The organism is Bradyrhizobium sp. (genome assembly GCF_052389815.1).
Lineage (GTDB): Bacteria > Pseudomonadota > Alphaproteobacteria > Rhizobiales > Xanthobacteraceae > Bradyrhizobium.
This window is the reverse complement of the sequence record NZ_JBQTHN010000100.1, coordinates 20,720-47,008: the sequence shown is the minus strand read 5'-3', so window position 1 is coordinate 47,008 and position 26,289 is coordinate 20,720. Positions and strand designations below refer to the sequence as shown.

Here is a 26,289-nt window from a genome sequence, read left to right as displayed (position 1 = left end):
GAGGATTTCAGCCCGCCATGCGGCATCTCGTTGACCAGCATGAAGTGCGTGTTGATCCAGGTGCAGCCATACTGCAACCGCTTGGATACGCGCATCGCGCGACCCACATCCTGCGTCCAAACGCTGGAAGCCAGGCCATATTCGGAGTCGTTGGCCCAGGCCAGGACCTGTTCCTCGTCGGTGAACCTTGTCACCGAAACCGCCGGGCCGAACACTTCGCGCTGCACGATCTCGTCGTCCTGACGCGCGCCGGCGATCACCGTGGGTTCGTAGAAGAAACCCGGCCCGGGGCGCAGCTTGCCTCCCGTGGTGATCTCGACATGGCCGGTCATCTGCGCGCGCTCGACGAAGCTGGCAACGCGATTGCGCTGACGGTCGGAGATCAGCGGACCAAGCTCGACGCCTTCCTCGTCCTGGGTCCCCATCTTCAGGGTCGACACGGCGGCGCTGAGATCGGCGACCAGCTTGTCGTGGATCTTGGGCGCGGCATAGATGCGGCACGCCGCCGTGCAATCCTGGCCGGCATTGTAATAGCCGAAGACGCGGACGCCCTCGACCACTGCCGCGAGATCGGCATCGTCGAAGACGATCACTGGCGCCTTGCCGCCCAGTTCCAGATGGGTGCGCTTGAGCGAGCCGGAGACGGCCTGCAGGGTCTTGCGGCCCGTTGCAACATCGCCGGTGACCGACACCATGCGTACATTTGGATGCTCAACCAGCAACTGACCCACGCTTCCACCGCGGCCGCAAACCACGTTGAGGACGCCCTTGGGCAGGATTTCCGCCGCGATGCGCCCGAACAGCAGCGTCGTCAGCGGCGTCTGCTCGCTGGGCTTGAGCACCACCGTGTTGCCGGCGGCCAGCGCCGGCGCGGTTTTCCAGGCGGCCATCAGCAGCGGGTAATTCCAGGGCGCGATCGAGGCGACGACGCCGATGGGATCGCGGCGGATCATGCTGGTATGCCCGGCGAGGTACTCGCCCGCTACAGCGCCGGTTTGCGCACGCGCCGCACCGGCAAAGAAGCGAAAGCAATCGGCAATCGCCGGAATTTCATCTCCGAGGGCGCGCGCATAGGGCTTTCCGCAATTCAGCGACTCCAGGCGCGAGAATTGCTCGGCGCGCTGTTCGATCGCATCGGCCAGCTTGAGCAGCAGGCCCGCCCGCTCGCCCGGTGTGGTCAGCGACCAGCCCGCAAAGGCGCGATGCGCCGCCGAGACCGCGCGCGTCACCTGGTCGGGCGAGGCCTCATTGACCACGCAGAGCTGTGCGCCGGTCGCGGGGTTGAGAATGGTCTCGGTCGGCCCCTCGCCGCGCTGCGGCAGGCTGTCGATCAGCAATTCGACGGGAAACTGGGTCTCGGTTGTCAGGCTTGCCATGGCGGTCTCCTCGGCGCGTCTGGGATCGGATGAAGGGGATGCGGTCAAAGCGGGGCCTCAACCGCGTTGGCCGCCCTCATCGGCGCGCGTGAGCCAGTAGGCGGCGACGATGGGCAGGAAGGTGAGCAGGATCACGAAAACCGCGACCACGTTGGTAACCGGGCGCTGGCGAGGACGGATCAACTCCTGCAGCATCCAGATCGGCAGCGTGGTTTGCTGGCCGGCGGTGAAGGTGGTGACGATCACCTCGTCGAAACTGAGCGCGAAGGCAAGCAGCCCGCCGGCGAGCAGCGCGCTGCCCAGTTGCGGCAAGACGACATAGCGGAAGGTCTGCAGTCCGTTGGCGCCAAGGTCCAGCGACGCCTCAATCAGGGAAGGACTGATGCGCCTGAGCCGCGCCACCGCGTTGTTGTAGACCACCACCACGCAGAAGGTTCCGTGGCCGATGACGATGGTCCAGAAGGAGAAGGGAATTTCCATCGCGTGATAGGCCGAGCGCAGGGCCATGCCGGTGAGTACGCCGGGCAGCGCGATGGGCAGAATGAGCAACAGGTTGACGGTCTCGCGCCCGAAGAAGCGCGCGCGAGCCAACGCCGACGCCGCCAGCGTGCCGAGCAGCAGGGAGGTCGCGGTGGCCAGCAGAGCGACCTCGGCGGAGAGCCGCAAGGCCGCCCAGAGGTCCTCGCGTTGCAGCGCAATCCCGAACCATTGTGTGGTCAGCGCGGGCGGCGGGAAGACGTAGCTCTTGTCCTCGGCGCTGAATGCATAGAGCACGATGAGTGCTAGCGGCAGATGCAGGAACAGCAGACCCGCCCAGGCGGCGATGCGCAGGCCCGCCGAAGCGCGGGCGCGGTTGCTGACCGGGGCCGCCTCATAGGGCATCGAACGCCCCCTTGCGCTTGGCGAACCACAGATAAGCGATGATCACCAGGATGGGCACCAGGGAGAAGGCTGCCGCGAAGGGCAGATTGCCGGCCACGCCCTGCTGGCGATAGACTACCTGGCCGATATAGAGCGTCGAGTTACCGATGACCTGCGGGATGATGTAATCGCCGAGCGTCAGCGAGAAGGTAAAGATCGAGCCCGCTGCCACGCCCGGCATGGCCAATGGCAGGATGACTCGCCGAAAAGTCTGGCGCGGCGATGCGCCGAGATCGCCCGAGGCTTCCAGCAGCGAGGAAGGGATTCGTTCGATCGCCGCCTGGATGGGCAGGATCATGAAGGGCAACCACATGTAGACGAAGACGATGAAGGTGCCCAGCGGCGAAAAGCTCAGCGAATGGCCACCCACCACCGGCAGGCCAAGCAGCGCATCCAGCGCACCCTGCACGCCAAGCGCCTGCGCGAACCAGGAGATCGCGCCTTCCTTGGCCAGCAGCAGCTTCCAGGCGTACAGGCGGACCAGGTAGCTGGACCACAACGGCAGCATCACGGCGACATAGAACAGCGCCTTGGTTGCTCCGTGCGCGTAGCGCGCCATGTAGTAAGCGATGGGGAAGGCGATCGCCGTGCAAGCCAGCGTCACCAGTACGGCCATTAGCGTGGTGCGGAAGGCGACATCCAGATTGGCAGGCGTGAAGATCTCGATGAAGTTGGAGAGGCCTATCTCGTAGACGATCAGGCCTGAGTAATCGTCAAGGCGGAAAAAGCTATGGGCCAGCAGGCTCAGTAGCGAACCGAGGTAGATGATGCCGAACCACAGGAGAGGCGGCAGCAACAGCGCCGCGAGCCACAAGCCGTGGCGGCGGTAAAGCAGCGCCGAGATCGCGTCTGCCCAATGGGCACGCCGCGGCGGCAGCGGGCCCGTGCCGGTGGCGCTGATGGCGCTGAGGCTCATGCGGTTTCCCCCGCGTCGGCCGCAACCGTCACGTTATCCTCGATCACGTGAACTGCGTCGGCGTCCCAATGCAGGTGCACGATCGCCTCCGGCGCGGGCGGTTCGGTCTGATCGCCGGCCGCAAGGTCGGCGATGAGACGGGTCGAGGCTGCGGACAACTCGATATGCACGCGCCAGAATGCGCCGAAGAACTGCGTCTCGACCACGCGGCCCCGCACGGTGGCTCCCTCGGCGGCCCCAAGGCGAACTAGTTCAGGGCGGATCATCACGGCTTCGGCGCCATTGCCGAAGCGCCGCGCCAGTTCGCCATGCAGCACATTGGCCGAGCCGACGAACTCGGCGGCGAAGCGCGTGCTCGGGTTGGCATAGAGCGCGGTGGGCGTCGCCACCTGCTCGAGCCGCCCCCTGTGGAACACGCCGATACGGTCGCTCATCGACAGCGCTTCGTGCTGGTCGTGCGTGACAAAGACAAACGTGATGCCGAGCTGGCGCTGCAACCGCTTGAGCTCGCTCTGCATCTGTTCGCGCAGCTTGAGGTCCAGCGCCCCAAGCGGCTCGTCGAGCAGCAACACCCTGGGCTCATTGATCAGTGCGCGCGCCAACGCGACTCGCTGACGCTGGCCGCCGGAAAGTTGCACCGGCTTGCGAGCGCCGATCTCGGGCAGTTGAACCATTTCCAGCATCGCGAGGGCGCGCTTCTCGCGCTTGGCGCGATCGACGCCCCGCACCATCAGCCCATAAGCCACGTTTTCCAGGATGTTCATGTGCGGAAACAGCGCGTAGTCCTGAAACACCGTGTTCACCGGGCGCAGGAAAGGCGGGCGCTGCGAGACATCCTCGCCCTCGATGCGGATTGCGCCGCTGCTGGGCAATTGGAAGCCTCCGATCATGCGCAGGCAGGTGGTCTTCCCGGAGCCGGAAGGTCCAAGCAGGGTGAAAAACTCGCCGGGCTCGATTCGGAGGTCTACTCGGTCGACCGCATGCACCTTCCTGCCTGCGGTCTCGAAGACGCAGGATACCTGTTGAAGTTCGACAGCGGGCTGAATGTGCGAAGGGGTCATGATGAGCGGAAGGCCAACGAAGGAAACCCTGGATCGAGCCCGGCGCGGATCCGCGCCGCCCCCGCAGGCCGCCCTCGACGGGCGGCCCGCGGCTGCGACCGGCGACGGCTCAGCGTCCACCAAGCACCGCAATATAGTCCGACACCCATTTGTGATAGGGGATACACTGGTCGTTCTGCGTCTTGCACTTGGCGGTCGGCGTCTTCCAGAAGGCGATCCTTTCAAAGGATCCGAGGCCCTGACGCTCGCAGCCGCCGTCGCCTAGCAGCGGATTACCCGTGCAGGCCTCCAGCACTACCGGCACCGAACCGAACCACGCGGAGAGGTCCCCCTGCAGCCTCTTGTTCAACGAGTGTTCGAGCCACATGTAGGCGCAGTTCGGATTCTTGGCATCCGCGTGCATCATGGTCGTGTCGGCCCAACCGGTTGCGCCTTCCTCCGGCACGACGGTAGCGACCGGCACCTTCTTGCTGCCCAGGATGTTGGCCTGGAATTGCCAACTGCTCGATGCAGCCACACCCTCGTTGCTGAAGTCGTCAATCTGAACGAATGCGTCGTGCCAGTACTTGCCGACCAGCTTGCGCTGGGCGCGCAGCAATTCCAGCACCGCCTTGTACTGGGCCTCGTTGAGCTCGTAGGGGTCCTTGATGCCCAGTTCGGGCTTCCTCTTCATCAGGTAGAGCGCGGCATCTGCGATGTAGATCGGGCCGTCGAAGGCCTGGACGCGCCCCTTGTTGCTCTTGCCGTCAGGCAGGTTCTGCTCTTCGAACACCACGTTCCAGGACGTCGGTTTCTTGTCTCCGAAGACCTTGGTGCTGTACATCAGCACGTTCCAGCCCCACTGATAGGGCACGCCGTAATGCTGGCCGTTGACAAAATGCCAGGGCGCCTTCTGCAAGCGCGCGTCGATCTTGCCATAGCTGGGCACCAGCGAGACGTTGATCGGCTGGATCCTGCGGCCGGCGATAAGGCGCATCGAGGCGTCGCCTGAGGCAGTCACGAGGTCGAAGCCGCCCTCGTTCATCAGCGCGACCATCTCGTCGGAGGTGCCCGCGGTTTTCACGTTGACCTTACAGGATGTTTTCTTCTCGAACTCCGTCACCCAGTCGAATTTCTTGTCGGTGGCGCCGCGCTCGATATAGCCGGGCCAGGCAACGATATCGACCTGGCCCTCGCCCTTGCCGATGGCCTTGCGTGGCTGCATCGTCTGAGCCGTGGCGGCGCCAGCCAGGGCTGGGACGAGGAGCAGAGCGAGCGCCCACAGAATTGGACTATTTTTCATTCCGGAATCTCCATGGTGGTGCGGGTCAGGATTTCCGGCGTACCCGCAGGGGAATGCGCCGGGGCGGCGGAAACTGCAAGGCGTTGAGAATTCTTCTCATTGACCCCGGGCTTGCATAGTTCAATATTGGCGGACCGCTCGTTCTATAAAAGAGATAGCCCGGGCCTCACTTTGCAGCGCCATTTCACGTTCAAGCAATTCCGATATTTCCTGGCCGTGTCGGAGGCGTCCTCGGTGGCTGGGGCCGCCCGCATGCTCAACATCGCCCAGTCGGCGGTGACGAAAAGCATTCAGGAGCTTGAGGATACGCTTGGCCTGGCGCTGTTCGAGCGCAGCGCACGGGGCATGGTGCTCACTGAGCCGGGGCACCGCTTTCAGGCCAATGCGCGCAAGGTTCTGGCCGCAGTGGCCGAGGCCGGCATGGTGGATCGCGAACGCACCGAGACCCTCTCCGGCAACCTGACGATCGGCGTAACGAGTCTGGTGGCGGGTTATTACCTCGCTGAGTTGTTCGCGCGCTTCTCGCGCGTGCACCCTTCAGTGCAGATTCAGGTGGTCGAGGATACGCCGCTCTTCCTCGAACACCTGCTGATCAACGGCGAGCTCGATCTGGCCATCATGGTCACCAATGCGCTGGGTGATCCGCAGGCCGTACTCGTGGAAGCGCTGACGCGCTCGCAGAATCGGGTCTGGATGGCCTCTGGCCATCCGCTGGCCGCACGCGGCGAGGCCAGCCTTGCCGAATGCGCGCAGTATCAGCAGATCATGCTCGAAGCCGACCGCATCGAGGCGGTGATGCGCGCCGTCTGGTCGCGCCACCAGCTGCAGCCTACGGTGATGATGCGCACCTCCTCGCTGGAGGCGGTGCGTTCGCTGATCGGCACGGGTGCGGCGATCGCAGTTCTCCCCGACTTTCTCTACCGACCCTGGACGCTGGACGCCGACCACATAGAGGTGCGCAATCTTCGCGACGCCGTGCCCAGCATCGATGTCGGGCTGCTGTGGCGGCGCGGCTCGCAGACGCGCGAGGTCGTCGAGGAATTCATCGAGATTGCGCGCGATCAATCACGTTCTCGGCGTGTCCGTTGAGGCTCGCAGGGGCCGGCGGAGATCATGGAGAGAGTCGCGGATCGAGGTCCAAACCCCGGATTCTCCATCCGCAGGGGCCATTGCGGTCGGGTGGAAGGTTCGCGCCCCAGCAGGCCCTCCACTGTCAGCGGAGCCGGTAGTGTTGCAATTCCGGCACAGCAGGCAAATCGCTTCGACTTCCCGGAATTGTGTCAAGCCCCAAAGTCAAAAATATTTCGCTTTACTAGAATTCTGATTTGCGTTATATGCCCGGTCAGCCCGTGCCACCGTGAGGGACGTTTCGCGATCGTCACGAAACGTGGTGCGGGTTGCGATGGGCCGCTTGCTGCGTCAGGTGCTTGCACCGGGCGAAACGCTAGCTGCGGACGGTGAAATCGTGTGGTCCTGGCGCCGCGACCCTGGCGTCTATCCCCGCTGGCCTGTGCCGGCGGGGCAACGGTGACAAAAAAGGCCGCTCACCGGGGAGATCACGTATAAACCGTCAAACCATTGCGCGGGGAAGGTCGGGATGTCCTGGCTGTACCTGTCAAATCCGTGTGCGTTTTCTTGCTACCGTTGCACACGGTGCTGCGGGCGCAGCCGGCGCCCGGCCTTCTCCGCGCCCTCTATCCAAGAGGGAGCAAACGAAATTGCAAGACCCGGGCGAAAACGAGTCGCGGGAATGAGAATGTATGCCTTCGTTGTGCTTGAAAAGCCGAGCCCGCGAATTCCGCTGTCGTCCCGGACCAGCGAGCGCAGCGAGCGCCGATCCGGGACCCATAACCACAGGGAACAGTTTTGCGAAGGTTGGAGCTCCAGCTCATTCCAACAACGCGACCCTGTGGTTATGGGTCCCGGCCTTCGCCGGGACGACACCTTACTTGTGGCCCCTGCATCGCCTCACATCAAGAGTCGCCTTAAGATATCTCGATCTTCTTCCGCGCAGTCGCGCCGATCACCTCGATGCCGCGGGTGCCGATCAAATGCGTGATCTCGATCGCTACGCTATAGGGCGCAGCCTGCGGCAGGCCGATGCCGTTCTGGCAGCCGACCAGCTCGATGCCGGTGAAGTCCGGCCGCGTCGCGTAGAGCAAGGGATGCAGCCCGACATCCATGGTGACCCAGGGCTTGGTGCCCTTCACGATCAGGAAATAGGTGCGCAGGATCAGCCCCGGCATCACCTGCACGTCGTCGAAATCGATCAGGCGGCAGGACGACGGCTGCGGCAATGCGTTGAACGCCGTCACACGCTTTTCGTCCACGATCGCCCCCCGCCGATGCCCGCAACCGGGTCACCGTAATGCACTCTGCAGTCGACGGCAATCGCGCGGCGGCGCGGCAATCCTTCCGGCATCGCCGCCGGGCTTTTTGTCGCGACGATTTGAACCAATCACGATCCCGCGACACTCAATCAATGCCCGGGACACCAGGTCCGACGGGCGCCGCCCTCGCCGCATTCCTCATGCGCAAGGCGGGGGACCGGACAACTTTTCCCGATAGGAGCATTCAGCATGCGTCGTGTATTCGCCCTTTGTGCAGCTTCCAGCCTTGCGCTCTCCGCGCTCGTCCTGACCAGCCCCGCGCAGGCGGCCCCCTTCCACCTGATCAAGTGGAGCGGCACGGAGATTTGCCAGATCTGGGACGACGGCTTCCCCACCAAGCCGATCCCGGCGAACTTCAAGGCCGTCAGCAAGCCGGTGAAGACCTTCGAGGCCGCGCTCGCGGTGAAGAGCGGCCTGATCAAGAAGGGCGTCTGCAAGCTCTGAGAATCTGCGTAGGGCGGATTAGATTAGCGACAGCGTAATCCGCCATCGGAGTCCGCGGTTGTCGCGGCGGGTTACGGCTTCGCCCAACCCGCCCTACGGACATATCGAGAAGGGCGGATCTGCGGCGACGTCATCCGCCCTTTTTGTGCGCGGGGTGCATCAGCGCATCGCGCGCCGCCGACAGCGCCAGGAACGCGGGCGCATCTCCGCCGGCGTCGGGATGCATGCGCTTGGCGAGCCGGCGGAACGCCTGGTGGATTTCGCTCGCCGCAAGGCGGCCGTCGAGCGGCAGGCCCAGCATCGCGCGATAGCGTTCGTCCTCGCTCAAGACCTTCTGCTCCGCGCCGCGGCGGCCGAACTTCGGCGCGGTCAATTCGTGCAGCACGTCGCGGATCACGCCAAGCCGGCGCCGCGCCACCACGCTCGACATGCGATCCTGGGGGCTGGCGGCCGCGTTGCTGATGCTCGGCATCGCCTGCGTCGCCGCATGGCGCAGGTCCGCCTCCTCGGCGGTCGCGGCAATGCCGGCGACGACATGCGCGACCTCGGTCCAGTCAGGCCCTTCCGCCTGCCAGTACCGGTCCACCGCATGCCTCCATTCCGCGATATGGCGATCCATCAGCCATCCAAAAACGGAATGGCGGTGCGCGCAAGGACGAAGCGATATTTTGGTTTCCGACGATTTGAATTAGCTTGTCGGCAATAACCATAAATCAGCAGAGGAAATTCCCATGCCGCTTCTCGCCAACCACATCGCCGTCGTCACCGGAGCGGGCTCCGGCATCGGGCGCGCCATCGCGGCAGGCTACGCGCGGGAAGGCGCCCATGTGGTCGCGCTCGACGCCAACAAGGATACGGCGGCGGCCACCGCGCAGCAGATCCTCAACGCCGGCGGCAAGGCCGACAGTTTTGCGCTCGACGTCACCAGACGCGAGGACTGCATCGCGATGGCGAAGCAAGTCGCCGAGAAGGTCGGCAAGGTGACGATCCTCGTCAACAATGCCGGCATCGTCGGCCGCAACGGCATGACCGGCGCGGACGATGCCGTGATCCGGGACTGGGAGAACATCATCGCCGTCAACCTCACCGGCGTGTTCAACGTGACGCACGCCTTCCTCGGCTCGTTGCGCGCCAACAAAGGCCGCATCGTCAACATCGGCTCGATCCAGTCGTTCCTGCATTTGAAGACGCCGAGCTCGCCGGCCTACACCGCCTCCAAGCATGGCGTGCTCGGCTTCACCAAGGCGCTCGCCGCCGAGCTCGGCAGGGACGGCGTGCGCGTCAACGCCATCGGCCCGGGCTTCATCGAGACCGCGATCAACGAGCAGGTGCGCGCGTCCAATCCGGACCTCGTCAACACGTTCCTGGCGCACACGCCGCTCGGCCGCACCGGCAAGCCCGAGGACATCGTCGGGCCGGCGATCTTCCTCGCCTCCGACCTTTCGGCCTTCGTCACCGGATCGATCGTGATGGCGGACGGCGGTTATCTGACGGTGTGAATGGTGTCACGACCTCGGCAGCAAACCGATGCGGCGGAAATACCAGCGCATGCCGAGAAACCAGAGCCAGGCGGCAAGCACGCCGCCGACGCTGGTGATGCCGATATTGACCGCGTTGAAGGTGCCGCTCCACCAGACCATCCAGGCGGTCCAGAGAATGGCAAACACAATCGCGCTCAGTTTCAGGGGCGTCTCGGGTTTCATGGCACGGCTCCAATGGCTGAAAAATTGCGGCCATTGTGCCGGGATCAAAGGTTCCCCGCCGTGAGGTCCGTCACGCTGGGCGGAGGCCGATCACGCTCCCCCGAACCGAAGCCGCGAGCGTTCCTTCGCCTTCTCGGCCTCGACCTCGCGGTCGCGCGCCGGCGCATGGGTGTGCAGCGAGATCAGAAGCCGCCGCGCCGCATCGGAGACTTCCTCGACCGCGCGGTTGAAGGCCGCCTCGTTGGCCTGCGACGGCCGGTTGAAGCCGGACAGCTTGCGCACGAATTGCAGCGCCGACGCATGGATCTCATCCTCCGTCGCCGGCGGCTCGAAATTGAACAGCGTCTTGATGTTGCGGCACATGAATTGTTTTCCCTTGCCTGTCGTTCTCGAAGACGAACGGCGGCTGCAAAATCCGACAACAGGCTCCAATCCTGGCACGGATTGGCCGTTTCGCGAGGACGCTTTTTAGAGCGGCTAAAGATGACCTCGATCCCTGCCGGTGATAACCTTGCGGCAAAACACAGGGGAGAACAACATTGACAGATCTTGCAGCCGGCGACCTCGCCTCGATCTATCCCAAGCCGTCGGAGCGCGTGATCGCCAAGGCGCGTCCCTCGCTCGATGCGCATTCGAGGAAGTTCATCGAGATGTCGCCGTTCTGCGTGCTGGCGACCTCGGGCTCCGACGGCAGCGTCGACGCCTCGCCGCGCGGCGGCACGCCGGGCTTCGTCCATGTCGCAGGCGCCAACAGCCTGCTGATGCCGGACCGTTCCGGCAACAACCGCATCGACAGTTTTCGCAACATCGTCGAGGGCTCGGGCCTGTTGCAGCTGATCTTCTTCGTGCCCGGGATCGACGAGACGCTGCGTGTCGGCGGCCGCGGCACGCTGAGCAACGATCCCGAGCTGATGGCCTCGATGGTGGAGTTCGGCAAGTCGCCTCGCGCGGTGCTGCGCATCGAGGTTACGGAGGCCTATTTCCACTGCGGCAAGGCGCTGATGCGCTCGAAGCTGTGGAGCGCCGAGCCGGTCGAGCGCAAGGTCATGCCTTCCATCGGCGAGGTGATCCACGACCAGACCGGCCTCGGCGAGCGCGAGAGCCAGGAGGCGATCTACGAGCGCTACAAGACGCAATTGTAGGAGGACGGGCCTATCAACGATCCCTGCTGCGTCATGGCCGGGCTTGACCCGGCCATCCACGTTCTTCGTACCGCACCAAAGACGTGGATGCCCGGGTCAAGCCCGGGCATGACGCGAAGTAACAGCGCGGCAAAGCCGCTCGCAGCGGCGAAAGGAGGCTTACTCCCCGCCCTCCAGCCCGCCGATGTGCTTCTGGGTGTAGAGCTCGAGGCCGACGCGGCCGATCAGGTCGAGCTGCGTCTCCAGGAAGTCGATGTGGTGCTCCTCGTCGCTCATCAGCTTCTCGAACAGGTCGCGCGAGACGTAGTCCTTGATGCCGTGGCAGTAGGTCGCCGCTTCCTGGTACAGCGCCCGCGCCGAGTGCTCGGCGGCAAGGTCGCACTCGATGATCTCCTTGACGTTCTGCCCGATGCGCAGGGGATCGAGCACCTGCATGTTGGGGAACCCGTCGAGGAACAGGATGCGGGCGGTGAACTTGTCCGCGTGCTCCATCTCCTCGATGCTTTCCTTGCGCCAGACCTTGGCCATCTCGCGCAGGCCCCAGTTGTCGAGGATGCGGTAGTGCAGCCAGTACTGGTTGATCGCGGTCAGCTCGTGACGCAGGCCCCTGTTGAGGTAGTCGATGACTTTGGCGTCGCCCTGCATGATGTCACTCCAACGTTTGGTCCCGGCTTCGAACCGGAATCATACTTTAGAACGCTTCTAAATGATAAGTCGTTCAAGGACAACTGTCCACAGGGAACCGGCGGTGCGACCGATTGGGGGCAGAACTGGAGTTTTCGACTGGTTTCAGGCCGCCGCGAGGGCGTAATCGACCTGGACTTCGACCTGGACTTCGACCTGAAGCGCGGCCTCTGCTTCGGCCGCGCCGTGCGGGCAGCCCGCGCAGCAGGACTGGGCGCAGGGACCAAGGGCTTCGTCGATGATGGTCTTGATGGTGCGGGCGCAACGGCCACATTCGGCGCTGCAGCCGAGGCAGCCATAGAGCTGCTTGGCATTACGCGGAAGGTCCGAAGCGGCATTCACGGCATTGCGGACGTCATGGTCGCTGAGGACGTTGCAGGAACAGACGATCATGAAGCCGGCGGCCCCTTGGGTGATGCTTGCTGACCCAATCGATATCTGAAGCCAACAGCACGATGCAAAGGGAAAACTAGGTCTTTTTAGCAATTCCAAACTGATGCAAATCAAACCTAGAATGAATCTAAAACCTAGAACGAATCTAAGAGACCATGCGAACGCGCCGCTCGGGCTCCTCCGCTAGTCGCCGCCACCACCGCCGCCGCCATCTCCGCCGCCTCCCCCGTCGCTGCTGCAACTGCTGTCGCCGCCGCTGAAGGACGAGGACGACGTGCAGGAATCGTCGGAGGACGATGAAGAGGAGTTGCTGCTGAACCAATTGAGCAGGCTGAGGCCATCGCTACGGGAGGAGATGACGCCGCTGTCGCCGGTCGTCGAGTCGGCGTATGCGCGGCGCCGGTCGCGTATCCGGTCCGATCGAGTCGTCCACGCGAAGATGATCGCCGAGACGATAGCGACCGCGATGAAGAAGGCCGTAGTGCCGATCATGATTCTGCTCGACCTAATAACCGCGCGGATGCCCCGCCCCACCTATTCGTCGGCCCACCCGGCGGTCGCGTTCATTGATCATTCCGGCCGGATGTGGAACTTTTCGCCCGACGGTTCGCTGGTGCGCCGTTAATGCTCCACGGGAAAGGTGAAGCCATGAAGAAGTCCCTGGCGGCGCTCGCCGCCGTCGTCGCTTTGGCCGGATCGGTCGTCGCGTTTCCCGCCCACGCCCAGCGCTATTATTACGGGCCCGGCTATTATTACGGTCCGGGCTACTACCAGCCGCCGCAGAGCTATTACTACAACGGCGCCCCGGCCTATGTGGCCGATCCCGCCGGCCCCTGCTACCTGCAGCGCCAGCGCTTCTGGGACGGGTTCGGATGGCGCCTTCGCACCGTCAGGGTCTGCGGATAAACACCCGTTCATCTTCATTAAATCGGCGGGAACGTCGCGCGAAATGCCGGCGTTTCCTGCGGCGTTCCACACAAGTGGCCAGAAAAAACCGCTATTTCAGGCCATTGACCATTTGCGTTTACTTTCGGTTGACCGTTCTGCGCTTCCCTTGCGGGAAAGGCCTTCTCGAAGACAGCGTGCGAATACCTAAAAACCGGCGCCGCGATGCGCCCCTCCAGGAGCAGGACATGAAGAAGACATTTGCCGCCATGGTTGCGGTCGCCACGATTGCCGGTTCGCTCGCCGCGACCCCGGCTCATGCGCAGCGCGGCGTTGCCGCGGGCGTGGCCGCCGGCCTGATTGGCGGCGCCATCATCGGCGGCGCCATCGCCTCCAGCCGCCCGGCCTACGCCGCGCCGGCGCCCGTCTATGTCGACGATTATCCGGCCTGCCGCATGGTGCGCGAGCGCTTCTGGGACGGCTACGGCTGGCGCGTGCGCCGCTACGAGGTCTGCGACTAAGCGGCACGGAGCGCGCTACATCCGCTCGACATCTCAAACCCGGCCGGCAACGGCCGGGTTTATTGTTGAACGTTATCGGACACTCATCGACTGCAGCACCGCCTCGCTCGGCCAGCAATCGACCTTGATCCCTGCCGACTTCTGATAGGCGCCGAGTGCGGAGCGGGTCAGCATCCCGGCCTTGCCGTCGATCTTGTCCTTGTAGAGACCGATGCGCGTCAGATGCTTCTGCATCGCCTCCACCGCGGTCGTACGCAATTGCGTCGAGGCCGACCACGGCGTGGCAAAAGGCTGCCGATTGGTCATGCGATCGGAAAGATGGCCGACGAACAATACGTAGAGATCGGAAAAATTATACTCCTTGATCACGAAGTAGTTCTTCGTGGTCAGGAATGACGGCCCGTAGATGCCCTCGGGCTGCAGCAGCGATGCCGGCTGCGCCTGCTCGGCCGCGAAAAGCTTTTGCCCGCGCACCGGCACGAAGCCCGCGCGCAGCCATTCGCCGATCGGTCTCGAGGCCTCGGGCGTGCCCATGGTGCAGTCGACATTGGCGGGCGCGCGCACCTCGTAGGCCCAGCGCAGGCCAGGCCGCCAGCCCTTGTTGACGAGTTGCTTGGCGGCGGAGGCCAGCGCGTCCGGCACCGAATGCCAGATATCGACGCGGCCATCGCCATCGAAATCGACGCCGTGCTTGTAGTATTCGGACGGCAGGAATTGCGTCAGTCCCGTGGCGCCGGCCCAGGACGAGCGGAATGTCTTGCGCGTCACCACGCCCTCGCCGAGCAGCTTCAACGCGAGAATGAACTCGCCGCGATACTGATCCTTGCGGCGGCCGACATAGGCCTGCGTCGCCACCACCCGCAGCGTGTCATGGGGCAGCGCGTAGCGGCCGTAATCGGTCTCGCGGCCCCAGATCGCCAGCACGATCGCTGCCGGCACGCCGAACTGCTTTTCGATCGCATCGAGCGCGGCGCGATGCTTCTGCATCAGCCGCTGCCCCTCGCCTGCCAGACGCGCGATGGTTTTTTCCCTGACGTAGTCGGCCGGCACCTGCACGAATTCGGCTTGCGACGGCGCACCGGTCGCCGGCCGCCCGGGCAGGATCAGGTCGGGCAGCTTGTAGTCAGGCTCGAGCCCGCGCGTTTCGCGATCGAATGTCTGGCGCGAGACGCGGGCGGCCTGCGCCTCCGGCCAGAGCGAGGCGATGAACTGCGTGAAGGCAGCGTCGGCGGCGCGGGCGGGTGTTATCCCGCACGTGGCAGCATTGAGCAATGCCAGGCATCCGAGGAGGGAACCGACCTTGAAGCATCGTTTGGGATCGTATATATTGATCATATACAATGATCGACCTTGAGCAAATCGTCGGTTTCGATTGGGACGAGGGCAACAGCCGCAAGAGCGCGGACAAACATGACGTTAGTCAAGCAGAGGCGGAAAGTATTTTCTTCAACGATCCCCTGATCCTTGCCGAGGACCTGCGGCATAGCGGCAGGGAGCAACGGTTCAACGCGCTGGGGAAGACCAGCCAAGACCGTCTTCTCCATGTTACCTTTACGCTCCGACGGAGCGGAACAATGACCCGGGTCATCTCGGCGCGCGACATGCACCGGAAAGAACGGAGATTTTATGAACAAGCTTAAGCGCGTACCCGCTTTCAAGACCGAAGCCGAGGAGCGCCAGTTCTGGGAGAAGCACGACTCCACCGACTATGTCGACTGGAGCAAAGCCGAACGCGTCCGTTTCCCGAACCTGAAGCCTTCGACCACGGCAATCTCGATCCGCCTGCCGTCAGCGCTGCTTGAGCAGATCAAGATCGCCGCGAACAAACGCGATGTTCCCTATCAGTCACTGATCAAGATGTGGCTTGCGGAGAAGGTTGGATAAGCACGATGCAATGCCCCGCGCCAGCGCGTTTATCGATCGGTTCGGCGACTTGCGAAGCAGCCTTATCGTCTCGTCCAATCGAATAACACGCGATTGAGAAGAAACACTCCTGTCAATGCGAGGCAGCGCGCTTGGCCTCATCCTGCGCGATACTCGATATGCGGTCCACATAGGCGATGCCGATCGCCGACAGGATGAACACCGTATGGATGATGGTCTGCCACATCACGCCGGTTTCGGTATAGGCGGTCTTGCCCGCCGCAAGGCCGCCGGCCTCGATGACGGTGCGCTACAGGTGGATCGAGGAGATGCCGATGATGGCCATCGCGAGCTTGATCTTCAGCACGCTGGCATTGACGTGGCTGAGCCATTCCGGCTCGTCCGGATGGCCTTGCAGATTGAGGCGGGAGACGAATGTCTCGTAGCCGCCGACGATCACCATCACCAGGAGGTTCGAGATCATCACCACGTCGATCAGGCCCAGCACCGCCAGCATGATCTGCTGCTCGCTGAAATCGAAAGAATGCAAGAAGAGATGCCACAGCTCCTTGAGGAACAGCACGACATAAATGCCCTGCGCAACGATCAGGCCGACATAGAGCGGCAATTGCAGCCAGCGCGAGCCGAAGATCAGCATCGGGACAGGGCCGAGGGACTTCTTCGGCAAGCGCTCATGTGACGTGACGGACATTTGTAAGGGCTCGTGAGAGGGGTTGCGGAAGGACGCTTCTATCTACGCAATCTTGTCGGCGTGGGAAGCGACAACTGGCCGCAGCAACCCGCCATAAAGCTGTCGGCGTGCGCATGGCAGCGCACGCCTGACTTCTCACCGCGTCAGCTTCTTGTACTTCACCCGATGCGGAATGATGCTGTCCTGGCCGAGCCGGCGCATCTTGTCCTTCTCGTAATCCTGGAAGTTGCCCTCGAACCATTCGACATGGCTGTCGCCCTCGAAGGCGAGCATGTGGGTGGCGATGCGGTCGAGGAACCAGCGGTCGTGGCTGATGATCACGGCGCAGCCGGCGAAATCCTCCAGCGCCTCTTCCAGCGCGCGCAGCGTATCGACGTCGAGATCGTTGGTCGGTTCGTCCAGCAGCAGCACGTTGGCGCCGGACTTGAGCATCTTGGCCAGATGCACGCGGTTGCGCTCGCCGCCGGAGAGCGCGCCGACCTTCTTCTGCTGGTCGGCGCCCTTGAAGTTGAACGACGAGCAATAGCCGCGCGAGTTGACTTCGCGCTTGCCCAGCAGGATCAGCTCGTTACCGCCGGAGATCTCCTCCCACACCGTCTTCTTGCCGTCGAGCGCGTCGCGCGACTGGTCGACATAGCCGAGATGCACGGTCTCGCCGACGGTGATGGTGCCCTTGTCGGGCTTCTCCTGCCCGGTGATCATGCGGAACAGCGTGGTCTTGCCGGCGCCGTTGGGGCCGATCACGCCGACGATGCCGCCGGGCGGCAGCTTGAAGGTGAGATCCTCGATCAGCTCCTTGTCGCCGAAACCTTTGCTGAGGTGCTCGAAGTCGACCACGTTGGCGCCGAGCCGCTCGGCGACGGGAATATTGATCTGCGCGCTCGTGGTCTGCTTCTCGCTCGCCTGCTTCAGCAAATCCTCATAGCGCTGGTAGCGCGCCTTGGACTTGGCCTGACGTGCCTTGGGCGAGGACGCGATCCATTCCTGCTCGCGCGCCAGCGTGCGCTGATGCGCGGCTTCCTCGCGGCCCTCCTGATCCAGGCGCTTCTGCTTCTGCACCAGCCAGGAGGAGTAGTTGCCCTCGTAGGGAATGCCGCGGCCGCGATCGAGCTCGAGGATCCAGCCCGTGACGTTGTCGAGGAAGTAGCGGTCGTGGGTCACGATCAGGATCGCGCCGGGATAGTTGCGCAGATGCCCTTCCAGCCACGACACCGACTCAGCGTCGAGATGGTTGGTCGGCTCGTCCAGCAGCAAGAGCTCCGGCTGGTCGAGCAGCAGTTTGCACAGCGCGACGCGGCGGCGCTCGCCGCCGGATAGTTTGGTCACGTCGGAATCGTCGGGCGGGCAGCGCAGCGCGTCCATGGCTTGGTCGAGCTTGCTGTCGAGATCCCAGAGGCCCTGGGCCTCGATCTCGTCCTGCAATTTGGTCATTTCGTCGGCGGTCTCGTCGGAATAATTGACCGCGAGCTCGTTGTAGCGGTCGAGGATCGCCTTCTGCTTGGCGACGCCCTCCATGACGTTCTCGCGGACGGTCTTGCTTGCGTCGAGCTGCGGCTCCTGCTCGAGGTAGCCGACGCGGGCGCCCTCGGCGACCCAGGCCTCGCCGGTATATTCCTTGTCGAGCCCGGCCATGATCTTCAGCAGGGTCGATTTGCCGGAGCCGTTGACGCCGAGCACGCCGATCTTGGCGTCGGGATAGAAGGACAGGTGGATGTTGTCGAGGATCTTCCGGGTCGGATAGCTCTTGGACAGACCCTGCATGAAATAGATGAACTGGCGCGCCATCGCGATCCCTTGGAAACGAGAGGATTTGGGGAAAATTTGCTGCCGCTGACATAGCGGCGCTGACCCGAAAGGGCAACCGCGGGAACCCGTTTTCCCTCCGTTCACCACGGATGAATACGGGTCCGACACCATACGCGCAGGCGATCCCTACAATTGAAACCAACTTTTAATGAATCGGGCCAAAGCTTGATTTCACGCGGCGAAATGCGCCCAAGACGGCAAAAGCCGCGGTGAAAACAAGGGTCCTGCGTCATGGCCACAATCATATCGGCCTCCCATTCCCCTCCGTCCAGCGGCCAGGCCGCGCTGGAAAAGCCGCTCGCTGAATTCCGTGCCTTCTGGCGCGCCTTCTTCGCCAGGGCATTCAGCCCCTACCGCCCGGAACTGCATTACATGCGCGGCCCCGGCCCGGCCTGGCGCGCCAAGCACATGCGCGGCTCGGACCGGTAAGAACCCCGCCTTCTGTCCGATGGCCCCTCCACGCAGGTCCCGTGCTTGCGCGAAGCCCGATTGCGCGCAACCATGGCGGCCCTCCCGATGACGCCTTTGCCGTCATCCCTTGGCATGATCGGACCTCCCCATGACGCGGCTGCGCTGTGCAATCCTGGATGACTATTTCGACCTCGCTTTGTCGGTTGCGGACTGGTCCAGGATCCGCGATCGCGTCGACATCACCGTGTTCAAGGAGCCGTTTGCCACCGAGACGGATGCCGCGAACGCCCTGAAGGATTTCGAGATCATCTGCGCCATGCGCGAGCGCACGGCATTCCCGCGCTTGATGATCGATGCGCTGCCGAAGCTGAAACTCCTGATCACCTCGGGCATGCGCAATGCCGCGATCGATATGGAAGCCGCCAAGGAGCGAGATATCGTGTACTGCGGCACGCAATATTCCCGCGACCCCACCGCGCCGCTGACCATGGGCCTGATCCTGGAACTGACCCGTGGCATCGGCCGCGAGAACGCGCGCATGCATGCCGGCGAGCCCTGGCAGGTCTTCGCGGGCACCGAGATCGAGGGCAAGACGCTCGGCATCGTCGGCCTCGGCAAGCTCGGCAGCAAGATGGCGGGCATCGCCAAGGCGTTCGGCATGAACGTGATCGCCTGGAGCCCGAACCTGACGGCCGAGAAGTGCAGGGAAGCCGGCGTCGGCTATGCCAGCAAGGAAGAGCTGTTTGCGACCGCCGACATCGTCACCATCCATGTCGTGCTGAGCCAGCGCTCGCGCGGCCTCGTCGGCGCTGCCGACCTCGCGCGCATGAAGCCGACGGCGTATCTCGTCAACACCGCCCGCGGGCCGATCGTCGATGAAAACGCGCTGCTCGAAGCCTTGAGGCAGAAGAAGATCGCCGGCGCCGGGATCGACGTGTTCGCGGTCGAGCCGCTGCCGGTGGATCACCCCTTCCGCAAGCTCGACAACCTCGTGCTCACCCCGCATCTCGGCTACGCCACGCGGGAAAGCCTCGGCATCCATTACGGCCAGATGGTCGAATGCATCGACGCCTTCACTGGGGGCGCCGAGCCGCCGCGAAGGCTGGCGTGAACCGGCGGTTCCCTACTCCCAATCAAAATATCGAAAACAACCCCATGCAAAGTAGCCGGCGGCCGCTGGCACGGCTGCCCGGAGCGACACTTGATACGTCGGGCAAATCAGCGGCGCTGCTTCACCGTCGCAATGTCTTCAACTCGCCGGTGTGACGTCTGTCTCCTCTGCCAAGTTGGCTCATGAGAAACGACGCGGTCGTCGATGGAGCCGGCACTACCTCGACAGCCGGTTCTCATCGTCGATCAGCGTGAGTCGGGAGGGAGGAGAATCGCTCCATTGCCAAAGCACCATGTTCAGATCGTCCTTCGTGGCGCCAGGCGCAAAGCTCCGGACGAGCATCGCACGATAGCCTTTGGCAATCAGGCCACGGGCGAAAACCTGAGTCCTTGCCTCTCCGATCGCCTTCATCTGATCTCGCCAGGTGTCGTCGGCAAGTGCCGCTGCATCGATGCCCTCTGCCGCGAGCGTCGCTTCGTCCCTGGTGTCGAATACACCGTCGACTTCAGCATCATAGGAAACGAGAGTCGTTGGCTGAAGTGAACCGGCCTGATTGGCCTCACGCAATGCCGTCAGGACTGTGAGCGATGAGTAGAGCGCCGGAACGCCTCTCGGATTGAAGCGCCCGCCATGGAGCTCCGCGCCTCGGCCCGACAGGGGTTCGCGCGCATAAACAGGATTGAGTGCGCGAAACAGCGGGCCGCGATAGAGCATCGGCGATGTCAGGCGTGGATGCCTGCATCGACTGCGTCGATGTAGTCGAGCACGTCATCGGCACGCCCGCTGCGCACCAGTTGCATCGCGGTCTGGCCGGAAAATCCCGGCAAGGGCTCGGAGCGATACCAGGCATAGGCCATGAGCGCGGAACCAAAGCGCGGTTCGACCTTGTTCAGGACTTCGACCATCTCCCGAAGCCGACGCTGGGTCCGGTCGGAGCGCACCCGTTCCTTGCGCTGCACGGCATCGCGACCAAGCCCCGCAGTGCGAGCGACCTCCTCGCTCGTCGTCCGCAGCGCCTCGGCGATCTTGCGCGGGGCGAAGAAGCCGTTATCGGCATATTGAGCCAAAGCCATCGAAACCTCCGATAGACGCAATTTATGACGCAATATAGCGTCAGAAACAGTGGCATTCAAGGTTCGAAAAGTCGAGATTCGAGGGTTCCATGCGCCGGCCACTGCGCCACGCTCGGGGACTGTATAATTGGGTATTACGGTGCGGGTATTACGGTATTACGGTGGGTATTACGGTGACAGTGCACTTAACTCTCCCCTCGCTCCGCTCGCGGCTTCGGGCCGCGTTTGCCGGGCTTGAGCACGCGCCGCGTCTTGCGCTCCAGCCGATCGAGGAACGCGCGGCTGCCGAGCGGCCGGCCGACGGTCTCGGCCCGGCGCAGCCTTTCGATCATGCCGGCATCGGCCTCTTCCGACAGGAAGCCCGCAAAATCCGGGTAGCGCTCGCGGACCGGCGCGATCGCCGTAACGCCGTCGTCGCGCCCGCTGGTTTGCGCACGCACGCTCGACCAGCGCCAGTCCCGCGCCCGCTCGACGAGCCGCGCCCGCACCGGATTGAGCGACACATAACGCAGCGCCGCCGCAAGATGCTCCTCGTCCATCGCCACGCAGCCGAACCGTCCCTGCCAGAAATGTCCGCTCCGCTTGCGGCGGGCATGAATGATGCCCGCATAGCGGCGGTGAACCGGCGCCAGCGCCCGGCGCAGCCCGTCCGCATCCGACGGCACCAGGATCAAATGGACGTGGTTCGGCATCAGGCACCACGCCAAGATCTGCACGTCGGCGGCGCGGCAGGACGCCGCGAGCAGATCGCAATAGAGCCCGTAGTCGTCATCGCCGAAAAATGTCCGCGCGCGGCCGTTGCCGCGCTGCGTAACGTGATGCGGCAAGCCGGGAATGACGACGCGGGCAAGACGAGCCATGCCCGACAGCATCGGCGGCGTGCGACGAAAAGTCAATTGAGTGCACTGTCACCGTAATTCCCGGCAATGTCACGAGTCGTGTCTATGAATATGTCCGAGAGGATGGAAGTATAGTGACAATTAGAGAGCACTCACTCGGGCACGCAAAGGGTGATTTGGGACCACATTTCAATGTGGAGGTCCGGTCAGTTGGGGGTGGGCCGCGACAGCCACTCGTAGGGGGAGCCGACGAGCATGTCTTTTTCGACCTACCGTAAAGGGGGGAATACAGAGGAACCAGTGTTCATTGTTCAATCTGGGGTCTGCATGTGGGAGGATCCGGAGCCCATCGTAGATTGGAAACGGAAAACGATTAGTGTGGTTGCAAGTGAGCGATCTGTAGCGATGGGTCTGCTTTGGGCGATGGTCAACGCTAGATCAAAAGAGTTGACGGGGGTGTGGCGTCTCTTCCTTGCCCCGATGCCTGCATCGACGATGGAGTCACAAAGGCGCCGTTTGGTAGCGAAATTGAGGGTCGACCCACCCGGTTTTGTGGATACCACTGTCTTTGTAGAAGGTGATCGCGCATGCGTCGTTTCGCAGCTCCGAGAGGAATCGGTGGTCGACCCGGAGTTCTTAACGCAGTATCGGCATTGTGCCATTGTTGAAGTTGAGAATAGCCGATGTGCCGAGACCATCAGAACTGCGTGCCGTGGGCTGCGGCATCTCGACGGTTCTGGTATCAAGGAATTGCTGGATAATCTTGAGGCCTCGGTGGTCTTAAGGGTCCTTGGCTTCAAATCCTGTACAGTGATTCAATTTGTAGGGTCAATTGAAGCAAGCGAGCTAGTGGCACGCAGTCTGACCAGCCGAGGCGTTCGGCAGCTCCATGACTTAGGGTCGTTGGCGCAGACCATCCTTCGCACCTAGGCAATATCTCTCAAATTTGATCTAAAGCATGATGAAGTTGGCCTCGATAGCCTGAGTAATAGTTGGCGCATTCTTTGGGTGTGAAAGCGTCAAGACCTCGCCGATTGTGGAATTACGATAACAGTGCACTAAACGATCTTCCGGCTCCGGCCCACCGGTATTACGGTGACAGTGCACTTAACTCCCGGCCTCGCCCGGCATTCGCGGCTTCGGGCCGCGCTTGCCGGGCTTGAAACGCGCCGCGTCTTGCGCTCGATCCAGCCGCCTCACTTGCCAGGGCGGAACGCCTTGATCTGGTTCACGGCGTTCTCGATCTTCATGTCGAGATACAGTTTTCCGAGCTCGGCGGTAGCGAGCGCCGGCGTGCCCTGCACGCCGTTGGCCTCGCTGGCGGCAGCGATCCGATCCTTGCGTATCCAGCTCTCTGCTCCGAGAAACATGATCGCCGATGTATCCGAAATGCCGGCGTGCAGCTCCTTGCTGGTGATGCCGCGCCTGGCGAGCAGCTCGTCGAATTGCGCATCGGCTTTCGTATAGAGATCGCCGACATGGAGGACGCGCGCGCCGCTCCTTTTCGATTGCGCGTCGAGCGCCTGCGCCACGCGCGCCATCTCCTCCTGCCCGCCGCCATGGTCGCCCATGACAGCCACGAGCTTGAAGCCGGCGGCCAGCGCACTTTGCGCCACACCGCGGACGAGACCGGAAAACACATCCGGCGGCAGGGTCACCGAACCCGGAAAGCGCATGTGCGCGCTCTTCGCAGCGGCATCGCCGGTGATGGCAAAGGGAATGACGGGATAGACCAGGGCATCGCCGAGCCTGCCGGCGATCTGCTCGGCGCAATGGCGGGCGATGAAGTTGTGCTTGCCAACAGCCATGTGCGGGCCGTTCTGCTCGCTGGAGCCGACGAAGACGATCGCCGTGGTCTTGCCGGCCGCAATGGCATCGCGCACTTCCATCCAGGTGAGGTCGTCGATCCAAACCGAGCGCTGCGCGCTCGCGGGCGCTGCCACGAAGGCGAGCCACGCCGCGAACAACGCGACGAGCAGTTGCGGTTTCCTCACGGGGGCCTCCGGCGGCAAAGAATCATGCCGGCGAGCATAAGCCAGCCGCCCGTATCCACGCATGAAAAAGCCCGCTCTCGCCTGAGAGCGGGCTGAATTCGAAACCTGCGCCGGATCAGCGGATCGCGGTCGGCGGCGGCAGCGGCTGCACGACGGCCGGTCCCTGGCCGGGCACCGGACCGACCGGAGCCGGCGGAGCGGCGGCAGCGGCAGTGGTGGTACCGGCAGCCGGGGGAGCTGCGGCCGTTGCCGTTCCAGGCGGCGGACCGCCCGGCTTCACCACGACGCGGGTGCCGACCTTGACGCGCTCGAACAGGTCCGAGACGTCCTCGTTCAGCATGCCGATGCAGCCGGAGGAGACGAACTTGCCGATCGTCGAGGGCTGGTTGGTGCCGTGGATGCGGTAGACGGTCGAGCCGAGATACATCGCGCGCGCGCCGAGCGGATTGCCGGGACCGCCCGCCATGAAGCGCGGCAGATAGGGCTGGCGCTCGATCATCTCGGTCGGCGGATGCCAGTCCGGCCACTCGGCCTTCTTGGTGACTTTCTGTACGCCGGTCCAGGTGAAGCCGTCGCGGCCGACGCGGACGCCGTAGCGCATCGCGCGGCCGTTGCCGAGCACGTAGTACAAATAGGTGTTGGGCGTATCGACCACGATGGTGCCGGCCGGCTCCTTGGTGGGGAAGGCCACTTCCGTGCGGCGCAGATGCGGCGGCAGCTGTGCGGGACCGACTTCCGGCTGCTCTTCCGGCGGCAGCGCGGAGAGCTGTAGCGGCCTGCCGTCGGCGCCGACCTGCGGCTGCTGCGGCACAGCGCCGGTGACGGTTGGCGGAGAGGCCCCGATCGCACCCGGCGGGCGCAAGCCGTCCTCGTTGGAATGGACGATGCCGGAGCCGGGAATGCGGTTTTCGCCGGCGGGCGCGGAGGCCGGCGGACGGTCGGCGTAGATCACCGGCGGCGGACCTGCCGGACGGCCATAACGGGGATCGTCCGGCGACAGGATTGGACCGGTCGGGGCAGTCGAATAGGCGGGGCGTCCGTAGCGGGGATCGTCGGGCGACAGGATCGGGCCGGTCGGGGCCGGCGGCGGCACGTTGGAATAGACCGGACGGCCATAGCGCGGATCGTTCGGCGACACGACGGGCCCGGGCGGCGGCAGCGCAGTCGCACCCGGCGCGTCGTCGTCCTCCAGCTCGTCGAAATCGGGGCTGCCGGGCCGGCGGCGCTCATCGACCACGTAACCGCCGGGCGGATAGCCGGGCGCGGCCGAATAGACCTGGCCTGAAGGCACAGGGTAGCTCTGCTGGGCCAGGGCAAGCGAGGTCGCAAGCGAGGTTCCCGCCGCGGCGGCTGCCACTGCGGCGCCGATCGTCAGAAGATTCTTGATCATCATCGCTCTTGTATAGACCCCAAGCCACACCGGACCGTTAACGGTTAGGTGACGGAAGATAGCGGCGCATTCAAGACAAATCCGCGAAATCAGGCCCAAATCGGGCGCTTTGTGATCCGCACTTTACCGGGGAAAGCCCGGATTGGGTGAGGATTCGAGCGTCAATCCCGCCCATCTTGCCGGCCGCATCATCGGCCATTTTTCGGACCCACGGCCGGGGGCGAATTACTGTATTCTGGATTCAGCCTGATTCGCGGCGGCGAAGGCGGCTAATTCAGTAATCAACCGCGTTTCCCTCAGGCCACCAAGCTGCTCCAGGCGGAACCCGAGCCCATGCTCCCCGGAATCCGTTTTCTGCTCGCCGCGATCGTCCTTTCCATGTCCGTCCTGATCTTCGGCCTCGGCGCCGCAGCACTGCTGCGCGCCGCGCATGAGGAGGTCGCCAACGTACCGACGCGGCGGGTGATGCCCGAGCCGGTGTTTGCGCAACAGGTGGAGCCGCCGCCCCCGACGCTGGCGCTGCTGCGGGTCGAGCCGGCGCTGCCCGAGAAGGCGCCGGAAGCGCCGCTCGCCGCCATGCCTGCTCCGGAGCCCGTACCGGAGGCGGTGCCTGTGCCGGTGGTAGAGATGGAGAAGCTCGCTGCGCTCAGGGTTGACGAGGTGGCGCCGACCGAGGCGACGAGGCCCGAAGCTGCGGCAACGCCCGAGATCGCGGCCAGGCAGGATGCCGCGCCCGCGGAAACGCCGCCGCCGGCCGCCGCCGAACCGCAGCTGCCTTCAACCGAGCCGAAACTCGCCGCGCTCGAGGCCGCACCCAGCCCGCCGGCCGAAGCCGTCGCGGTTCCGTTCGAGCAAATCGCAACGCCCGCGATGGCCGATCCCGTGCCTGCCGCGCCGAAGACGGCGGCCCTCGGCAGCCCTGCCGCCAAGGTCGAGAAGCCCGCGCAAGCCAAGGCCAGCGAAAAGGCCGGCGAAAAGGCCGGCGAAAAGCCCGATCCCGCCGAGGTCAGGAAGCAGCGCCGCGCCGAACGCGCCAAGGAGCTGCGGCGGCAAGCGGCGCGGCGCGCAAGGCTGGCGGCCCAACAGGCGGCCGCTGCGGCCGCAGCCGACCCCTTCTCTCAGCCCCTGCAACCGGCGCAGCCGGCGACAACCGCAACGACGACGACGCGCCGCTAATCATTACAGCGCGATATGTTTCGGCACCGGAATTTCACCTCTCCCTTGGGAGAGGCGTAGGCCACCTTCGGCGGCCGTTCTTAAGAGACGCCGAAGCGGAGCTTCGGCTATGGCGTAGCGCCGGGTGAGGGTTGACGGTCTCGCGAGGGCAGCGCCCCCTCACCCGATTTGCTGGCGCAAATCGACCTCTCCCCGC

The 26,289-nt window shown here is 63.9% G+C and carries 32 protein-coding genes and 1 pseudogene; 14 read left to right on the top strand and 19 right to left on the bottom strand.

What is annotated here, in order from left to right:
• The 5 genes from ACT4OC_RS17905 to ACT4OC_RS17885 all read right to left on the bottom strand — a co-directional run.
• Positions 1-1,376, bottom strand: a 1,376-nt coding sequence (locus ACT4OC_RS17905) for a gamma-aminobutyraldehyde dehydrogenase (protein WP_444840354.1), incomplete at its 3' end; no start/stop codon positions are given.
• A gap of 57 nt (positions 1,377-1,433) precedes the next feature.
• Positions 1,434-2,258, bottom strand: coding sequence for an ABC transporter permease (locus tag ACT4OC_RS17900; RefSeq protein WP_444840353.1), 825 nt, complete (start codon positions 2,256-2,258; stop codon positions 1,434-1,436).
• Complete coding sequence (locus ACT4OC_RS17895) at positions 2,248-3,213, bottom strand: ABC transporter permease (RefSeq protein WP_444840352.1); 966 nt, start codon at positions 3,211-3,213, stop codon at positions 2,248-2,250. The genes ACT4OC_RS17900 and ACT4OC_RS17895 overlap by 11 nt, the downstream gene beginning before the upstream one ends.
• The gene (locus ACT4OC_RS17890; protein WP_444840356.1) at positions 3,210-4,259 is read right to left on the bottom strand and encodes an ABC transporter ATP-binding protein; all 1,050 of its coding nucleotides are present in this window, start codon (positions 4,257-4,259) and stop codon (positions 3,210-3,212) included. Before ACT4OC_RS17890 ends, ACT4OC_RS17895 begins: the two co-directional genes overlap by 4 nt.
• 124 nt (positions 4,260-4,383) lie before the next feature.
• Positions 4,384-5,478 (bottom strand): ABC transporter substrate-binding protein, encoded by a 1,095-nt coding sequence (locus ACT4OC_RS17885; protein WP_444840355.1) that lies wholly within the window; start codon positions 5,476-5,478, stop codon positions 4,384-4,386.
• Positions 5,479-5,655: 177 nt separating this feature from the next.
• Here ACT4OC_RS17885 and ACT4OC_RS17880 point away from each other — a divergent pair, with 177 nt between their 5' ends.
• On the top strand, positions 5,656-6,645 hold the full coding sequence (locus ACT4OC_RS17880) for a LysR family transcriptional regulator (protein ID WP_444840351.1): 990 nt from the start codon (positions 5,656-5,658) through the stop codon (positions 6,643-6,645).
• An 896-nt stretch (positions 6,646-7,541) separates the two neighbouring features.
• Here the strand turns inward: ACT4OC_RS17880 and ACT4OC_RS17875 are convergent.
• Positions 7,542-7,886: a hypothetical protein gene (locus ACT4OC_RS17875; RefSeq protein ID WP_444840350.1), complete on the bottom strand. Its 345-nt coding sequence runs from the start codon at positions 7,884-7,886 to the stop codon at positions 7,542-7,544.
• Between the two features lie 249 nt (positions 7,887-8,135).
• Here ACT4OC_RS17875 and ACT4OC_RS17870 point away from each other — a divergent pair, with 249 nt between their 5' ends.
• Positions 8,136-8,390, top strand: a complete 255-nt coding sequence (locus tag ACT4OC_RS17870; protein ID WP_444840349.1) for a hypothetical protein — start codon at positions 8,136-8,138, stop codon at positions 8,388-8,390.
• A 130-nt stretch (positions 8,391-8,520) separates the two neighbouring features.
• On the opposite strand, the gene ACT4OC_RS17865 is transcribed toward ACT4OC_RS17870, so the two are convergent.
• The gene (locus ACT4OC_RS17865; protein ID WP_444840348.1) at positions 8,521-9,009 is read right to left on the bottom strand and encodes a hypothetical protein; all 489 of its coding nucleotides are present in this window, start codon (positions 9,007-9,009) and stop codon (positions 8,521-8,523) included.
• 112 nt (positions 9,010-9,121) lie between these two features.
• On the opposite strand from ACT4OC_RS17865, the gene ACT4OC_RS17860 reads away from it, so the two are divergent.
• Positions 9,122-9,889 (top strand): SDR family NAD(P)-dependent oxidoreductase, encoded by a 768-nt coding sequence (locus ACT4OC_RS17860; RefSeq protein ID WP_444840347.1) that lies wholly within the window; start codon positions 9,122-9,124, stop codon positions 9,887-9,889.
• A gap of 6 nt (positions 9,890-9,895) precedes the next feature.
• On the opposite strand, the gene ACT4OC_RS17855 is transcribed toward ACT4OC_RS17860, so the two are convergent.
• Together ACT4OC_RS17855 and ACT4OC_RS17850 are read right to left on the bottom strand one after the other, a co-directional pair.
• Positions 9,896-10,093 carry a hypothetical protein gene (locus tag ACT4OC_RS17855; RefSeq protein WP_444840346.1) on the bottom strand — a complete coding sequence of 66 codons (198 nt, stop codon included), beginning with the start codon at positions 10,091-10,093 and terminating at the stop codon, positions 9,896-9,898.
• A 90-nt stretch (positions 10,094-10,183) separates the two neighbouring features.
• Entirely contained in the window at positions 10,184-10,456 is a 273-nt protein-coding gene (locus tag ACT4OC_RS17850; RefSeq protein WP_444840345.1) for a DUF2277 domain-containing protein, read from the bottom strand.
• A gap of 176 nt (positions 10,457-10,632) precedes the next feature.
• Here ACT4OC_RS17850 and ACT4OC_RS17845 point away from each other — a divergent pair, with 176 nt between their 5' ends.
• The gene (locus tag ACT4OC_RS17845; protein ID WP_444840344.1) at positions 10,633-11,235 is read left to right on the top strand and encodes a pyridoxamine 5'-phosphate oxidase family protein; all 603 of its coding nucleotides are present in this window, start codon (positions 10,633-10,635) and stop codon (positions 11,233-11,235) included.
• Between the two features lie 159 nt (positions 11,236-11,394).
• On the opposite strand, the gene bfr is transcribed toward ACT4OC_RS17845, so the two are convergent.
• The gene (bfr, locus tag ACT4OC_RS17840; RefSeq protein ID WP_444840343.1) at positions 11,395-11,880 is read right to left on the bottom strand and encodes a bacterioferritin; all 486 of its coding nucleotides are present in this window, start codon (positions 11,878-11,880) and stop codon (positions 11,395-11,397) included.
• 144 nt (positions 11,881-12,024) lie between these two features.
• A complete protein-coding gene (locus ACT4OC_RS17835) occupies positions 12,025-12,312 on the bottom strand; it encodes a (2Fe-2S)-binding protein (protein WP_444840342.1) in 288 nt (95 codons plus the stop codon).
• Positions 12,313-12,586: 274 nt separating this feature from the next.
• On the opposite strand from ACT4OC_RS17835, the gene ACT4OC_RS17830 reads away from it, so the two are divergent.
• From ACT4OC_RS17830 to ACT4OC_RS17820, 3 genes are all read left to right on the top strand, one after another.
• On the top strand, positions 12,587-12,937 hold the full coding sequence (locus ACT4OC_RS17830) for a hypothetical protein (protein ID WP_444840341.1): 351 nt from the start codon (positions 12,587-12,589) through the stop codon (positions 12,935-12,937).
• A 23-nt stretch (positions 12,938-12,960) separates the two neighbouring features.
• On the top strand, positions 12,961-13,218 hold the full coding sequence (locus tag ACT4OC_RS17825; protein ID WP_444840340.1) for a hypothetical protein: 258 nt from the start codon (positions 12,961-12,963) through the stop codon (positions 13,216-13,218).
• A 227-nt stretch (positions 13,219-13,445) separates the two neighbouring features.
• Positions 13,446-13,718: a hypothetical protein gene (locus tag ACT4OC_RS17820; protein ID WP_444840339.1), complete on the top strand. Its 273-nt coding sequence runs from the start codon at positions 13,446-13,448 to the stop codon at positions 13,716-13,718.
• Positions 13,719-13,790: 72 nt separating this feature from the next.
• Here ACT4OC_RS17820 and ACT4OC_RS17815 read toward each other — a convergent pair whose 3' ends face one another.
• A complete protein-coding gene (locus ACT4OC_RS17815) occupies positions 13,791-15,053 on the bottom strand; it encodes a lytic murein transglycosylase (RefSeq protein WP_444840338.1) in 1,263 nt (420 codons plus the stop codon).
• A 5-nt stretch (positions 15,054-15,058) separates the two neighbouring features.
• Between ACT4OC_RS17815 and ACT4OC_RS17810 the strand changes: the two genes are divergently transcribed.
• Complete coding sequence (locus tag ACT4OC_RS17810; RefSeq protein WP_444840337.1) at positions 15,059-15,358, top strand: BrnT family toxin; 300 nt, start codon at positions 15,059-15,061, stop codon at positions 15,356-15,358.
• Entirely contained in the window at positions 15,345-15,602 is a 258-nt protein-coding gene (gene brnA / locus ACT4OC_RS17805) for a type II toxin-antitoxin system BrnA family antitoxin (protein WP_444840336.1), read from the top strand. Before ACT4OC_RS17810 ends, brnA begins: the two co-directional genes overlap by 14 nt.
• Before the next feature lie 112 nt (positions 15,603-15,714).
• Here brnA and ACT4OC_RS17800 read toward each other — a convergent pair.
• Both ACT4OC_RS17800 and ettA read right to left on the bottom strand, forming a co-directional pair.
• Positions 15,715-16,293: pseudogene (locus ACT4OC_RS17800) on the bottom strand (TIGR00645 family protein).
• A gap of 135 nt (positions 16,294-16,428) precedes the next feature.
• Positions 16,429-18,078, bottom strand: a complete 1,650-nt coding sequence (ettA, locus tag ACT4OC_RS17795; RefSeq protein WP_444840335.1) for an energy-dependent translational throttle protein EttA — start codon at positions 18,076-18,078, stop codon at positions 16,429-16,431.
• Between the two features lie 252 nt (positions 18,079-18,330).
• Between ettA and ACT4OC_RS17790 the strand changes: the two genes are divergently transcribed.
• Together ACT4OC_RS17790 and ACT4OC_RS17785 are read left to right on the top strand one after the other, a co-directional pair.
• Positions 18,331-18,528 (top strand): hypothetical protein, encoded by a 198-nt coding sequence (locus tag ACT4OC_RS17790; RefSeq protein ID WP_444840334.1) that lies wholly within the window; start codon positions 18,331-18,333, stop codon positions 18,526-18,528.
• 130 nt (positions 18,529-18,658) lie between these two features.
• Positions 18,659-19,621: a D-2-hydroxyacid dehydrogenase family protein gene (locus ACT4OC_RS17785; RefSeq protein WP_444840333.1), complete on the top strand. Its 963-nt coding sequence runs from the start codon at positions 18,659-18,661 to the stop codon at positions 19,619-19,621.
• A gap of 216 nt (positions 19,622-19,837) precedes the next feature.
• On the opposite strand, the gene ACT4OC_RS17780 is transcribed toward ACT4OC_RS17785, so the two are convergent.
• From ACT4OC_RS17780 to ACT4OC_RS17770, 3 genes are all read right to left on the bottom strand, one after another.
• Positions 19,838-20,335: an RES family NAD+ phosphorylase gene (locus ACT4OC_RS17780; RefSeq protein WP_444840332.1), complete on the bottom strand. Its 498-nt coding sequence runs from the start codon at positions 20,333-20,335 to the stop codon at positions 19,838-19,840.
• Positions 20,336-20,343: 8 nt separating this feature from the next.
• The gene (locus tag ACT4OC_RS17775) at positions 20,344-20,694 is read right to left on the bottom strand and encodes an MbcA/ParS/Xre antitoxin family protein (protein ID WP_444840331.1); all 351 of its coding nucleotides are present in this window, start codon (positions 20,692-20,694) and stop codon (positions 20,344-20,346) included.
• 185 nt (positions 20,695-20,879) lie between these two features.
• Positions 20,880-21,554, bottom strand: coding sequence for a transposase (locus ACT4OC_RS17770; RefSeq protein ID WP_444840330.1), 675 nt, complete (start codon positions 21,552-21,554; stop codon positions 20,880-20,882).
• Between the two features lie 113 nt (positions 21,555-21,667).
• Between ACT4OC_RS17770 and ACT4OC_RS17765 the strand changes: the two genes are divergently transcribed.
• Both ACT4OC_RS17765 and ACT4OC_RS17760 read left to right on the top strand, forming a co-directional pair.
• Positions 21,668-21,811 (top strand): HNH/endonuclease VII fold putative polymorphic toxin, encoded by a 144-nt coding sequence (locus tag ACT4OC_RS17765; protein WP_444840329.1) that lies wholly within the window; start codon positions 21,668-21,670, stop codon positions 21,809-21,811.
• Positions 21,789-22,463, top strand: coding sequence for a hypothetical protein (locus ACT4OC_RS17760; protein ID WP_444840328.1), 675 nt, complete (start codon positions 21,789-21,791; stop codon positions 22,461-22,463). Before ACT4OC_RS17765 ends, ACT4OC_RS17760 begins: the two co-directional genes overlap by 23 nt.
• Before the next feature lie 266 nt (positions 22,464-22,729).
• On the opposite strand, the gene ACT4OC_RS17755 is transcribed toward ACT4OC_RS17760, so the two are convergent.
• Complete coding sequence (locus ACT4OC_RS17755) at positions 22,730-23,527, bottom strand: creatininase family protein (RefSeq protein WP_444840327.1); 798 nt, start codon at positions 23,525-23,527, stop codon at positions 22,730-22,732.
• Positions 23,528-23,642: 115 nt separating this feature from the next.
• Positions 23,643-24,917, bottom strand: a complete 1,275-nt coding sequence (locus tag ACT4OC_RS17750) for a L,D-transpeptidase family protein (protein ID WP_444840326.1) — start codon at positions 24,915-24,917, stop codon at positions 23,643-23,645.
• A gap of 333 nt (positions 24,918-25,250) precedes the next feature.
• Between ACT4OC_RS17750 and ACT4OC_RS17745 the strand changes: the two genes are divergently transcribed.
• Positions 25,251-26,093, top strand: coding sequence for a hypothetical protein (locus tag ACT4OC_RS17745; protein WP_444840325.1), 843 nt, complete (start codon positions 25,251-25,253; stop codon positions 26,091-26,093).
• Positions 26,094-26,289: the final 196 nt, after the last annotated feature.